A 12,479-nucleotide genomic window follows, 5' to 3' on the forward strand; every position below is an offset into this window, starting at 1 on the left:
GGGCCGCCGCGTGAGCGCGGAGTTCAGCTCCGGCGGCGGGCCTTGGCCGCGTACATGGCCGCGTCGGCGTCCCGCAGCAGCTGCGCCGCGTCGAGGGGACCCGCGCCCGACGTCGCCGCGCCGACCGTGACACCGACCCGGGCCCCGGCGGCGACCCCCGCCACCTCCCCGGCCCAGGACCCGCTGGTCAGGCGGTCGACGACCAGCGCGGCCTGCTCCGCCGTGGTGTCCTCGCAGAGGACGGCGAACTCGTCACCTCCCAGCCGCGCCGCGGTGTCCTCGGGGCGCACCGACTCTCGCACGTGCCGGCTGAAGGCGACGAGCACCTCGTCGCCCACGTCGTGGCCGTAGGTGTCGTTGACGGACTTGAACCCGTCGAGGTCCAGGTACAGGACGGTGACGGGCTGCCCGTGGCGTTCGGCGCGGGGCAGGGCGCGCCGCAGCTCGTCGAGGAAGCGGGTCCGGTTGGCCAGTCCCGTCAGGGCGTCGTGGGTGGCGTCGTGCTGCAGACGGCGGCGCAGGTCCTCCCGCTCGCTGATGTCCTCCAGGTGCATGACCGCGTGCGGGTGGGCCGTCTCCCGCGCCCGCACGGCGGAGGTGGTCACCCGGACGTCGAGGAGGTGCCCGTCCGCGCGCCGGAACCGCGTGTCGTGCACCACGGTGTCGGCGGAACCGTCGCGCAGGGAGGCGCAGGAGGCGAGCGCCCGGCCGACGAGGTCGGCTTCGACGAGGCGGAACAGGTCGCGACCCACCAGCTCCTCCGCCGGGTACCCGAGCAGGCGGGTCACGGCGTCGTTGACGCGGATCACCACCCCGGTGGGTTCGCAGACGGCGACGCCGAGGGGCGCGTGCACGAAGGCGCTGATGGCGTCGTCGGCGAGCGAGGGGCCCCCGCCGGGTGACCGGGCAGGCTCGTCCGGGCCCTCGTCGCGGCCGCCCGCTCCGGGGCCGTGAACGTTCCCGCCGCTCTGCACCGCGACAGACTCGACCCCGAGTGGTCCAGCGCGCAACGGTCTGACCCCGATGGCCCAGCGCCGGGGCGCGGGCCCTGCTCAGACCGGGGTCTCAGGACCGGTCGTCGCGGACGGCTGCGACCAGTGCCCGCCGGCGCGGAGGTGCCCGGCGACGCAGCGCTCCAGGCGGGTGCGGGGCACCACGAGGGCCGGGTCGAGGACGTCGGCGAGCGGGCGGTGGAACACGAACCGCGTCACCGAGCGGTCGTGCTCCTCGCCGCGCACGACGTCTCCCACGGCGAACCGGCGAGCGAAGCCGACGATGCCGCCGTCCGGGCCCAGCGCCGGGGGCAGCAGCGGGTCGAGCAGCCACGACGTGCAGGTGAAGGCCGACGGCCCGAACAGGACGCGGGAGCGCGCGAACGAGGCGTCGACCGCGGCCGCCGTCAGCGGCCCCGACTCCGGCACGTGCACGGCCCGGCCGTCGGGGCCCGCGGTGCGCTCGACCTGGAGCCGGCCCACGGCCACGACGTCGGCGCGCGCCAGCAGGAGGAGCCACCCGGCGTCGATGCCCGTGCCGGGCGCGGTGCCGTAGACGGCCACCTTGCGCGGCACGTCGGCGAGGGTCTCCTCGGCCGTGGCGCGGTCCAGCCCGGCGCGCGCGAACCCGGCGAGGACCTCCGGCCGGAGCACGTCGAGGGCGTGCAGGAGGCGGTCGACGGGCAGACCCGGGTCCCCCGGTGCTTCCGCCGCGCGGAGCGCCTCGCGCACGCGGTCGACGTCCGCGGCGACGTCCGCGGCGGACGGCGGGTCGGCGGGCACCCCGCCATCGTGTGGCGCCCCCGGAACCGGCGTCAACCAGGGGGTCGCGGCTACTGTCAGGGCATGCCGACGACGCCGTGCGAACCCCTCCCGTGCGGCCCCGCCCTCCACGCGGTGACGCGGTGAGCGGGTCGGGCCTGTCGGTCGCCGTCGTCGGGACCGGCGCGCGCGCCGAGATCGGCCGCCACGTCCCCGCGGCCCGTCCCGGTTCCCGGGTCACCGCCGTCGTCGACACCAGCCCCGAGGGCCGGGTGCGCGCCCGGACGCTGTTCCCCGACGTCCCGGACGCCGCCGTCCACGCCGACCACCACGCGCTCGTCGCCGCCGGCGGGGTCGACGCCGCCGTCGTCACCACGCCCGACCACACCCACGCCGACATCGCGGTCGACCTGCTGCGCGCCGGGATCGCCTTGTACCTGGAGAAGCCGCTGGCCACGACGCTGGCCGACGCCGACCGGGTCCTCGCGGCCGCCGCGGAGACGGGGACCGCCCTCTACGTCGGGCACAACTTCCGCCACTCCGCCGTCGTGCGCACCATGAAGGGGGTCGTGGACCGCGGCGAGATCGGCGAGGTCAAGGCCGTGTGGGTGCGCCACTTCGTCGGCCACGGCGGCGACTTCTACTTCAAGGACTGGCACGCCGACCGGCGCCGCACCGGGTCCCTGCTGCTGCAGAAGGGCAGCCACGACCTCGACGTCGTGCACCACCTCGCGGGCGGCTACACCCGCCGCGTCGTCGGCATGGGCGACCTCGCGGTGTACGGCGGCATCACCGACCGCCGGGAGCGGACGGGCGAGACGATGCCCGACTGGTTCTCCCTCGACAACTGGCCCCCCGCGAGCCAGACGGGGCTCAACCCCGTCGTCGACGTCGAGGACGTGTCGATGGTGCTCATGACCCTCGGCAACGGCGTGCTGGCCAGCTACCAGCAGTGCCACTTCACCCCCGACTACTGGCGCAACTACACGGTGATCGGCACCGAGGGGCGCCTGGAGAACTTCGGCGACACCGCCGGTGGCGTCGTCCGCGTGTGGGACCGCCGCCACGAGTGGGCGGCCGAGGGCGACCGCGAGCACCCGATCGGGGGCGTCGCCGTCGGTCACGAGGACGCCGACCTCGCGGCCGTGACGGAGTTCCTGGCCCACGTCGCCGACGGCACCCCCACCCTCGTCTCCCCCGTCGCGGCCCGCGAGGCCGTCGCCGCCGGCGCCCTGGCCGCGCAGTCCCTGCGTGCCGGCTCGGTTCCCCTCGCCGTCCCCGAACTGCCCGCGCACGTCCTCGCGCACTTCGCCGCCGCGCCCGCGGCCAGGTGAGGGCCTGGCGGCCTCCCGGGTGAGACGAGGGCGGCCGCGACGTGTGACCTGCAGCGCAGCGGGTAGCCGGACGGGTGAGCACCCGAGCCGAGGAGGAACCGTGTCCGAGCAGCACGAGCAGTCCGCGCAGTCGTCCCAGCCGAAGCAGCAGCAGCAGCCGCCCGGCCTCACGACGGAGATGACGCCGAAGCCGGACCACGGCGAGGAGAGCTACACCGGCTCGGGGAAGATGACCGGCCGGGCGACGATCATCACCGGCGCGGACAGCGGCATCGGCCGGGCCGTCGCCATCGCCTACGCCCGCGAGGGCGCCGACGTGCTCATCAGCTACCTGAACGAGGACGACGACGCCCGCGAGACGGCGTCCTGGGTCGAGAAGGCCGGCCGCAAGGCCGTGCTGGTCCCCGGCGACGTGTCCGACCCCGCGCACTGCCGCTCCATCGTGGCGAAGGCCGTGGAGGAGTTCGGCCGCGTCGACGTCCTCGTGAACAACGCCGCGTTCCAGATGACCCACGAGTCCCTCGACGAGATCCCCGACGAGGAGTGGGACCACACGATCGCGACGAACCTCAGCGCGTTCTTCCACCTCGCGAAGGCCGCCGTGCCGCACATGCAGCCCGGTGCCGCCATCATCGGCTCGAGCTCGGTGAACTCCGACATGCCGAAGCCGACGCTGCTGCCGTACGCCGTCACCAAGGCGGGCATCGCGAACATGTGCGCCTCGCTCGCGCAGCTGCTGGGCGAGAAGGGGATCCGCGTGAACAGCGTGGCGCCCGGCCCCGTCTGGACCCCGCTGATCCCCTCGACCATGCCGGAGGAGCAGGTCGAGTCGTTCGGTCAGCAGGTCCCCCTCGGCCGCGCCGGCCAGCCCGCGGAACTCGCCCCGGTGTACGTGCTGCTGGGTTCCCACGACGGCAGCTACATCTCCGGTGCCCGCGTCGCGGTGACCGGCGGCAACCCGATCCTGTGATCTGGTACCCGCTGCGGCTCGCCACGTCGTCGCGGTCGGACGACCTGGGCGGTCGGGCGATCGCGGACGTGCTGGGCCGCAGCGGGCTCCCCGACGGGCCGGTCCTGGACTCCAGCGAGGTCAGCGACGACGCCGGGGCGCTCGTCAGCGAGGGCGTCCTCGCGGGGACGTCGCTGCGCACCCTCGTGGCGGAGCACCCCGAGGAGCTCGTGGGGCCGGGGTGGCGGGGGGACCGCTTCCCCCTGTCGGTCACCTTCGTCGACGGCAGCGGCGCCCTGCCCGTCCACGTCCGCCCGGCGGCCGCCGGCAGAAGGGCCGGAGCTGGGGCCGGCACCCCGCCGGAGGACGACGCGACGGGCACGTGGCACGTGCTCGCGGCCGCGTCGGGAGCGAGCGCCTGGTGCGGCGTGCGCGAGGGCACGGACGCGGACGCGCTGCGGGCGGGCCTGCTCGCCGACGACGTCGGCTCCGTGCTGCGGACGCTGCCCGTGAGCGCCGGCGACACGGTCCTCGTGCCGGGTGGTGCCCCGCACTGCTTCGGGCCGGGGACGCTGCTCTACGAGATCCAGCCGGGGACGACGGCGCCCGCGGCCAGCCTGCTGCGGGGCGGGCGGCACGGCTCCCCCGGCGACGACCCGGAGCGTCGCGCCGCGGTGGAGGCCGTCGTGCGGGCCACCCGGGCGGACGCGCAGGCCACCGTCCGCGGCGCGGTCGCGGCCGCCGGCGACGACGGCGTGCGGCGCCTCGTGTGCTGCGACGGCCCCTCGGTCGGCCTGCAGCGCTGGCGGTCCGCCGCTCCGGTGACGGTCCTGCGCCGGTTCGCGTCCGTGCAGGTGCTCAGCAACCTCGGCGACCCGGTCCGGGTGCGCACCTCGACGTGGGACGGCGAGCTGGGGCGGGCCCGCAGCCTGGTCCTGCCCGCGGCCCTCGGCCGGGTCCACCTGCAGGGCCGCCTCGACCTCCTCATCGGCCACCTCCCGACCCTCCGGGCGACCCCGCGCTCCGCGTCCGCCCCCGGCGAGGTGGCCGTCGCCGGGCGGTCCTCCGCCCGGTGACGGCCGCCCCCTCCCCGGCTGGGTCACGCTCAGGAAACCGGGGTTGACCGGAGGTGCGGCGCGGGCGAGGGTTGGTCCCGCACCACCCGCACCCCGACCCAGCGAGGACCGATGAGCACCGAAGCCCCCCGCGACACCCCGCGCGGCCCCGTCGACGCGACGCGGGTCCCCCGCTACGGCGGTCCGCCCACCTTCGCGCGGCTCCCGCGGCTGGACGAGGTCTCGCGCGCCGACGTCACCATCGTGGGGCTGCCGTTCGACACGGGCGTCAGCTACCGGCCCGGCGCCCGCTTCGGCCCGGGCCACATCCGCGCCGCGTCGAAGCTGCTGCGGCCCTACAACCCGGCGCTGGGTGCCACGCCGTTCGGGACGCAGCAGGTCGCCGACGCGGGTGACCTGGGCCTGAACCCCTTCGACATCACCGAGGCGCTCGCGGCGACCGAGGCCGGGCTCACGAGCCTCAGCGAGGACGGCTCCACCCTGCTGGCCCTGGGCGGCGACCACACGCTGGCGCTGCCCGCGCTGCGCGCGCTGGCCAAGCAGCACGGGCCGTTGGCCGTCGTGCACTTCGACGCCCACCTCGACACGTGGGACACCTACTTCGGCGCCCCGTACACGCACGGCACGCCGTTCCGCCGCGCCAGCGAGGAGGGGCTCATCGACCTCGAGCGCAGCGTCCACGTCGGCACCCGCGGCCCCCTGTACAGCGAGCAGGACCTCGAGGACGACGGCGTCCTGGGGTTCTCCGTCGTGCGCGCCGACGACTACGAGACCGACGGGACCGCCCGGGCCGTCGAGCGGATGCGGCGGCGCCTGGAAGGCGCACCCGTGTACGTGTCGGTCGACATCGACGTCCTCGATCCCGCGCACGCACCCGGCACGGGAACCCCCGAGGCCGGCGGCCTCACGAGCCGCGAACTGCTGCACACCCTGCGCGGCCTGGTCGGCGCGAACGTCGTCGGGGCCGACATCGTCGAGGTCGCCCCGGCCTACGACCACGCGGAGATCACCGGCATCGCCGCGGCGCACGTGGCCTACGAGATCCTCTCGGTGCTCGCGCTGAACAGCGCCGCGGGTCGCTCGTGACGCTGCCCACCGGAACTCCCGCGGAGGGGCACGGCCCCGCCCCCGTCACGATGCTCGTGCCGGACTTCCCGTTCCCCTACGACGACTACCTGGCCTCGCCCGCGGGGCTGGGCAGCGTCCCGCCGGAGCGCTTCGGCACCGAGGTGGCCGTGGTGGGCGCCGGGATGTCCGGGCTGGTCGCGGCGCACGAGCTGATGAAGCTGGGCCTGCGGCCCGTCGTCTACGAGGCCGGGGAGATCGGCGGGCGCCTGCGGTCCGCGACCTTCCCGGGGGTCCCCGACGCCGTCGCCGACCTGGGGGGCATGCGGTTCCCGCGGTCGGGGCGGGCGTTCTTCCACTACGTCGACCAGCTCGGCCTGCGCACCAGCCCGTTCCCGAACCCGCTCGCGCCGCAGACGCCCAGCACCGTCATCGAGCTGGGCGGCCGGGCGCACTACGCCGAGACGCCGCAGGACCTGCCGCCCCTGTTCGGCGAGGTGGCGCAGGCCTGGCGCGAGGCCCTCGCGGAGGGGGCGGAGCTGCAGGACATGCAGCAGGCGATCCGGGACCGCGACCTCGCGCGCATCAAGGAGATCTGGAACCGGACCGTCCCGCGGCTGGACGAGGTGACGTTCTACGGGTTCGTCGCGGCGTCGAAGGCGTTCTCGCAGCTGCCCTTCGGCCACCGCGAGACGTTCGGGCAGGTGGGTTTCGGCACGGGCGGCTGGGACACCGACTTCCCGAACTCGATGCTGGAGATCCTGCGCGTCATCCACACCGACGCCGACGACCAGCACCAGCGGATCCTCGGCGGGGCGCAGAGCGTGCCGCTGGCCCTGTGGCGGCACGCGCCGGAGGACCTCGCGTTCTGGCCCGCGGGGACGACCCTCGAGTCCCTGCACCAGGGGTCGCCCCGGCCCGGGGTGAAGCGGATCCACCGCGGCGAGGACGGCCGGCTGCTCGTGCTGGACCGGTGGGGCACCGAGCGGCCCTACGAGGCCGTCATCACGACGTGCCAGTCGTGGCTGCTCTCGGCGGGGATCGACACCGACGAGGCGCTGTTCTCCCACGACCTGTGGATGGCGATGGAGCGCTCGCACTACATGCAGTCCTCCAAGACGTTCGTCCTGGTGGACCGGCCGTTCTGGCGCGACGTCGACCCGGAGACGGGCCGGCACGTCATGTCCACGACGCTGACGGACCGGATGACCCGCGGCACCTACCTGCTCGACGGCGGCGACGGGATCGACGACCCGGCGGCGGCGGACCGGCCGGCCGTGATCTGCCTGAGCTACACCTGGAACGACGACGCCCTGAAGTGGCTCGCGCTGCCGACCGACGAGCGCGTGCGGCTCATGCTGCACTCGCTGGCGCAGATCTACCCGGGCCTCGACATCGCCTCCCACGTCCTGGGCGAGCCGATCACCGTCTCGTGGGAGCGCGAACCGCACTTCATGGGGGCGTTCCGGGGCAACCTGCCCGGGCACTACCGCTACCAGCAGCGGCTGTTCTCCCACTTCGTGCAGGACGACCTGCCCGCCGCCCAGCGAGGGATCTTCCTCGCGGGCGACGACATCTCGTTCACCCCCGGCTGGGCCGAGGGCGCCGTCACCACCGGCCTGAACGCGGTCTGGGGCGTCGTGCACCAGCTGGGCGGCCGCAGCGCCGAGGGCAACCCGGGGCCGGGCGACCGCTTCGCCGAGCTCGCTCCGGTGGTCCTGCCCGACACCCCCTGAGCGACGCCCCGTCCGCGGGGGCAGCGGTGGGTGCGGGGTCCCGGTCGTCAGGGCGACCGGGACCCTGCACCCGCCTCCGGTCGCCTCCCAGACTGAGTGACATGCAGGAACTCAGCGTGACGTCAGCGGCGCCGACGACTGACGCTGCCCCGAACCCCCTCGGCGGCCACCTCCGTCGCGTCATCGTCAGGGGACGAGGTGACCGCGTCGGCCAGGGCCGGGAGCGGACGCCACCCCCTGAGAGGACTGCTGATGCACCACGCCGGACGCCGCGCCACGACCGTCCTCCTGGGCGCCCTGCTCACCGGCCTCCTGGCCGCTGCACCGGCGACGGCGCTGACTCCCGCGCCCGGCGCCGCCGTCGTCGCGCCCCACCCGCGCACCGTGGCCCCCGCTCCGAGCGTCTCGCCGGCGGCCGCGACCGCGCCCGAGCCGACCGTGAAGCGGTTGCCCCGCAGCGTCTTCCGGATGCCCCTGCGCCTCGTGGACGGCCGCTGGATCCACCGGGGGCCGATGCCCGCGAGGTGACACCCCCGCCGCCCGGCCCAGGGTGGCGGGGCGCCGCGGCCTCACGCCGAGGGCGACCAGCCGAGCGCGGGGCCGAGGCGGGTGGCGGTGTCGGTGAGGATCTGGACGTAGTCGTCGTGCTCGAAGCCGAAGGGCAGGGCGAACACGACCTCGCGCACCTCCCGGTAGCCCGCGTGGGCCTGCAGCTGCTCCGCGATCTCCTCGGCGGAGCCCAGCAGGTCCGGCGCGAACAGGAGCCGGCCCGGGCCCTGGGGCCGAGCCGTGCGCGGCGTGCGGGCGGCGACGTAGGCGGCGTACTTCTCGCGCTGCGCGGGCGTCGCCGAGTCGGTCGGGATGACCACGAGGCCCTGCGAGGCGCGGGCCTCGGCTCCCGCGGGGTGGGCGGCCCGGAACGCCTGCAGCTGCGCGGCCTGGATCCGGGCGAAGTCGTACTCGGCGGGGTCGGCCGGGTCGTCGGGGGTCTCCGCGCCCTCGTAGCGCACGACGCTGGAGGCCAGCAGGTTGAGGCCGTGCTCGCCGGCCCACGCCGCCGAGCGCAGGCTCGCCCCGCCGTACCAGAGGCGGTCGGAGAGCCCCGCGGCGTGCGGGGTCACCGCGTCGGTGAACACCTCGATGCCCTGGGTGCCCGAGAACCGGCTCGCGGGGTCGCCGCGCAGGAAGCGCTGCAGCCGCAGGACCCGCTCGTAGCCGAAGTCCTCGGCGTCGGCGGTGTCCGGGTACAGCGCGTCCTTGACGTCGTCCCAGCGCATCGGCGTGCTGACGCTCACCCCCGGCTCGACGCGCCCGCCGGACAGCAGGTCGACGGTCGCGAGGTCCTCGGCCAGGCGCAGCGGGTTCTCCCAGCCCAGCGGCGTGACCGCGGTGCCGAGGTGGATGCGCGACGTCCGCTGGCTGGCCGCCGCCATGATCGCGATCGGTGAGGAGACGCCGGGCTGGAAGTGCCGGTGCCGCAGCCAGGCGCTGTCGAAGCCCAGCCGCTCCCCCAGGACGATCTCCTCGAGCAGGCTCTCGTGGCCCGGGCCCGGGTCGTCGAGGTCGAAGGAGCCGATGGTCAGGAACCCCATCCGCAGCAGCGGTCCACCGGCTACCGGCACGTGTCCTCCTCGCAGGGGTCCGTCGGCGCGGGCGCGCCGCCGGGGACCGCCATCGTGCACCACCCCCGACGACGGACGCCCGCGCACCCCAGGGGGTGCGCGGGCGTCCGGGGGCGATCCGGGTCAGTCGCGGGTGAGCTTGCGGTAGGTCACCCGGTGCGGGCGGGCCGCGTCGGGCCCGAGGCGCTCGACCTTGTTGGCCTCGTAGCCCGCGAAGTTGCCCTCGAACCAGTACCAGTTCGACGGGTTCTCCTCGGTGCCCTCGTAGGCCAGGATGTGCGTCGCCACCCGGTCGAGGAACCACCGGTCGTGGCTGACGACGACGGCGCAGCCGGGGAACTCGAGCAGCGCGTTCTCCAGGCTGCCGAGCGTCTCCACGTCCAGGTCGTTGGTGGGCTCGTCGAGCAGGAGGACGTTGCCGCCCTCCTTCAGCGTCAGGGCCAGGTTCAGCCGGTTGCGCTCACCGCCGGACAGGACGTTCGTCGGCTTCTGCTGGTCCGGGCCCTTGAAGCCGAACGCCGAGACGTAGGCGCGCGAGGGCATCTCCTGGTTGCCGACGTGGATGAAGTCCAGGCCGTCCGAGACCGTCTCCCACAGCGTCTTCGTGCCGTCGAGGCCGCCGCGGTTCTGGTCGACGTAGGACAGCTTGACCGTGTCGCCGATCTGCAGCTTGCCGCCGTCGAGCGGCTCCAGGCCCACGATCGTCTTGAACAGCGTGGTCTTGCCGACGCCGTTGGGGCCGATGACCCCGACGATGCCGTTGCGGGGCAGCGAGAACGACAGCCCGTCGATGAGGGTGCGGTCGCCGAAGCCCTTCTTGAGGTCCTTCGCCTCGATGACCACGTTGCCCAGGCGCGGGCCCGCGGGGATCTGGATCTCCTCGAAGTCGAGCTTCCTCGTGCGCTCGGCCTCCGCGGCCATCTCCTCGTAGCGGTTCAGGCGCGCCTTGGACTTGGTCTGGCGGCCCTTGGCGTTCGAGCGGACCCACTCCAGCTCGTCCTTCAGCCGCTTCTGCAGCTTCTGGTCCTTCTTGCCCTGCACGTCCAGGCGCGCAGACTTCTTCTCCAGGTAGGTGGAGTAGTTGCCCTCGTAGGGGTAGGCGCGGCCGCGGTCCAGCTCGAGGATCCACTGGGCGACGTTGTCGAGGAAGTACCGGTCGTGCGTGACGGCCAGGACGGCGCCGGGGTACTTCGACAGGTGCTGCTCCAGCCACGTCACGCTCTCGGCGTCGAGGTGGTTGGTGGGCTCGTCGAGCAGCAGCAGGTCGGGCTGCTCCAGGAGGAGCTTGCACAGCGCGACGCGGCGCTTCTCACCGCCGGAGAGCACGGACACGTCGGCGTCGCCCGGGGGGCAGCGCAGCGCGTCCATGGCCTGCTCGAGCTGGGAGTCCATGTCCCACGCGTTGGCGTGGTCCAGCTCCTCCTGCAGGGTGCCCATCTCGGCCATGAGGGCGTCGAAGTCGGCGTTCGGGTCCTCGAAGGAGCCCGTGATCTCGTTGTAGCGGTCCATCTTGACCTTGAGCTCGCCCAGGCCGTCCTGGACGTTCTGCAGGACGGTCTTCGTCTCGTCCAGCTTCGGCTCCTGAGCGAGCATGCCCACCGAGTAGCCGGGCGAGAGCCGCGCCTCGCCGTTGGAGGGCTGGTCCAGCCCCGCCATGATCTTCAGCACGCTCGACTTGCCGGCGCCGTTGGGCCCGACGACGCCGATCTTGGCCCCCGGGAAGAAGGACATCGAGACGTCGTCGAGGATCACCTTGTCCCCGTGCGCCTTGCGCGCCTTGTGCATCACATAGATGAACTCCGCCATGCGCCCAGGCTAGTCGAGTCCCGACCGGTCGCGATCCACGCTCGGTAGGGTGCCCTCCGGCACGCCCCCGTAGCTCAGCGGATAGAGCACCGGACTTCTAATCCGACGGTCGCAGGTTCGAATCCTGCCGGGGGCACCGGCGTCGTCCCAGGTCAGGCGCTCGCCGACCTGTTGGGCAGCGCGACGACCGGCGCGTCGGTCCGCACGGAGTCGCCACGAGCAGCGGGACCCACCGCCTGACGAACCGGGCGAGTCCGTCGGTCACGCACGTCCCAGCCCGGGCGGCCACCCGGACGGCGCACCGGAGGGTGACCCCCGCTGACCGGTCGTGCTACACCTGATCGACCGTCGACGGCGGGGTCACTGGGGTGGGGTCTAGGCAGAGGCTCCCTCGGCACCGACAGGAGTTCTCCGGTGGAGACCTGGATGGACGACGAGCACCAGCTGAGGCGACGGGCCGAGGTCGTGCGACAGCTCATCGGGGACATGTGGGGCGACGGAGCCCCACCCGGCCCGGACCCCCAGATGGCGCTGCTGCTGAACACCCTGATGGGCGACGAGCAGGACGGTCGCGCCGAGCAGGTCGTGGTGCGAGGAGACTGCCTCACCTACCGCCAGCTCATCGAAGCCGTGGCGGGCTGCGGCGAGCCCTCCGCACGCTTCGCCGGACTGCCTCCAGCCCTGGTGCGACGCGTCAGCGCGAGCAGCACCTTCCCGCCCACCCCGGTCAGCCGGGGGATGGCCGCGCTGCCCGCCCGGCACGCCGGCGCGTGGGAGCTCGACTCGAGCAACGGAGTCCTCAGCTACGACTCGATCACCGCTCGCCTGCTGGGGGTGGGACACACCGACGGGTGGTGCGAGCTCCACCCGGTCGGCATGGCGGCGATCCACCCCGACGACCACTTCGTCGTGGAGTCCGCCATCACCGAGGCGCTCAGCACCGGGCGCCCCTACCAGGCCCGGTTCAGGGCACTGCTCCCCCACGGCGACTACGGCTGGCGGGCGAGCCACGCCCGGCCGGTGGCCGGGATCCACAGCGACGCCGTCCGTCTGATCGGCTTCGTCGCCGACGACGACTGAGGACACGTCCGGGTCGCAGGGAGAGCTGGACCGTCAGCACGAGGCACCCGCGAGGCG

General features: G+C 74.2%; 11 protein-coding genes and 1 tRNA gene. 8 read left to right on the plus strand and 4 right to left on the minus strand.

Annotated elements, in window-relative coordinates; translation table 11 throughout:
- Positions 1-23: 23 nt before the first annotated feature.
- Both F1544_RS11600 and F1544_RS11605 read right to left on the minus strand, forming a co-directional pair.
- Positions 24-974: a GGDEF domain-containing protein gene (locus F1544_RS11600; protein ID WP_167585421.1), complete on the minus strand. Its 951-nt coding sequence runs from the start codon at positions 972-974 to the stop codon at positions 24-26.
- Positions 975-1,052: 78 nt separating this feature from the next.
- Positions 1,053-1,775, minus strand: coding sequence for a hypothetical protein (locus F1544_RS11605; RefSeq protein ID WP_167585424.1), 723 nt, complete (start codon positions 1,773-1,775; stop codon positions 1,053-1,055).
- 122 nt (positions 1,776-1,897) lie between these two features.
- Here F1544_RS11605 and F1544_RS11610 point away from each other — a divergent pair, with 122 nt between their 5' ends.
- The 6 genes from F1544_RS11610 (at position 1,898) to F1544_RS11635 (ending at position 8,442) form a co-directional block, all read left to right on the plus strand.
- Entirely contained in the window at positions 1,898-3,088 is a 1,191-nt protein-coding gene (locus F1544_RS11610; RefSeq protein WP_308470019.1) for a Gfo/Idh/MocA family protein, read from the plus strand.
- A gap of 178 nt (positions 3,089-3,266) precedes the next feature.
- Positions 3,267-4,058: an SDR family oxidoreductase gene (locus F1544_RS11615; protein WP_167585520.1), complete on the plus strand. Its 792-nt coding sequence runs from the start codon at positions 3,267-3,269 to the stop codon at positions 4,056-4,058.
- Positions 4,055-5,113: a mannose-6-phosphate isomerase gene (locus F1544_RS11620; RefSeq protein ID WP_167585427.1), complete on the plus strand. Its 1,059-nt coding sequence runs from the start codon at positions 4,055-4,057 to the stop codon at positions 5,111-5,113. Before F1544_RS11615 ends, F1544_RS11620 begins: the two co-directional genes overlap by 4 nt.
- Positions 5,114-5,224: 111 nt before the next feature.
- Complete coding sequence (speB, locus tag F1544_RS11625; protein ID WP_167585430.1) at positions 5,225-6,199, plus strand: agmatinase; 975 nt, start codon at positions 5,225-5,227, stop codon at positions 6,197-6,199.
- 50 nt (positions 6,200-6,249) lie between these two features.
- On the plus strand, positions 6,250-7,914 hold the full coding sequence (locus F1544_RS11630; RefSeq protein WP_167585522.1) for a flavin monoamine oxidase family protein: 1,665 nt from the start codon (positions 6,250-6,252) through the stop codon (positions 7,912-7,914).
- A 252-nt stretch (positions 7,915-8,166) separates the two neighbouring features.
- Positions 8,167-8,442, plus strand: a complete 276-nt coding sequence (locus F1544_RS11635) for a hypothetical protein (protein WP_167585433.1) — start codon at positions 8,167-8,169, stop codon at positions 8,440-8,442.
- Positions 8,443-8,483: 41 nt separating this feature from the next.
- On the opposite strand, the gene F1544_RS11640 is transcribed toward F1544_RS11635, so the two are convergent.
- Together F1544_RS11640 and ettA are read right to left on the minus strand one after the other, a co-directional pair.
- Positions 8,484-9,536: an LLM class flavin-dependent oxidoreductase gene (locus tag F1544_RS11640; protein ID WP_308470022.1), complete on the minus strand. Its 1,053-nt coding sequence runs from the start codon at positions 9,534-9,536 to the stop codon at positions 8,484-8,486.
- Between the two features lie 123 nt (positions 9,537-9,659).
- Positions 9,660-11,342 (minus strand): energy-dependent translational throttle protein EttA, encoded by a 1,683-nt coding sequence (gene ettA, locus F1544_RS11645; RefSeq protein ID WP_167585436.1) that lies wholly within the window; start codon positions 11,340-11,342, stop codon positions 9,660-9,662.
- A gap of 63 nt (positions 11,343-11,405) precedes the next feature.
- On the opposite strand from ettA, the gene F1544_RS11650 reads away from it, so the two are divergent.
- Both F1544_RS11650 and F1544_RS26325 read left to right on the plus strand, forming a co-directional pair.
- A tRNA-Arg gene (locus F1544_RS11650) sits at positions 11,406-11,478 on the plus strand.
- Positions 11,479-11,756: 278 nt separating this feature from the next.
- The gene (locus F1544_RS26325) at positions 11,757-12,422 is read left to right on the plus strand and encodes a PAS domain-containing protein (RefSeq protein ID WP_167585441.1); all 666 of its coding nucleotides are present in this window, start codon (positions 11,757-11,759) and stop codon (positions 12,420-12,422) included.
- Positions 12,423-12,479: the final 57 nt, after the last annotated feature.

The sequence above is a fragment of the Kineococcus rubinsiae genome, from assembly GCF_011839805.1.
Classification (GTDB): Bacteria; Actinomycetota; Actinomycetes; order Actinomycetales; family Kineococcaceae; genus Kineococcus; species Kineococcus rubinsiae.

Coding starts and splice junctions, on each gene's coding strand:
- F1544_RS11615 (WP_167585520.1), top strand. CDS start 3,267: ATGACGCCGAAGCCGGACCACGGCGAGGAGAGCTACACCGGCTCGGGG.
- speB (WP_167585430.1), top strand. CDS start 5,225: ATGAGCACCGAAGCCCCCCGCGACACCCCGCGCGGCCCCGTCGACGCG.
- F1544_RS11630 (WP_167585522.1), top strand. CDS start 6,250: ATGCTCGTGCCGGACTTCCCGTTCCCCTACGACGACTACCTGGCCTCG.
- F1544_RS11635 (WP_167585433.1), top strand. CDS start 8,167: ATGCACCACGCCGGACGCCGCGCCACGACCGTCCTCCTGGGCGCCCTG.
- ettA (WP_167585436.1), bottom strand. CDS start 11,342: ATGGCGGAGTTCATCTATGTGATGCACAAGGCGCGCAAGGCGCACGGG.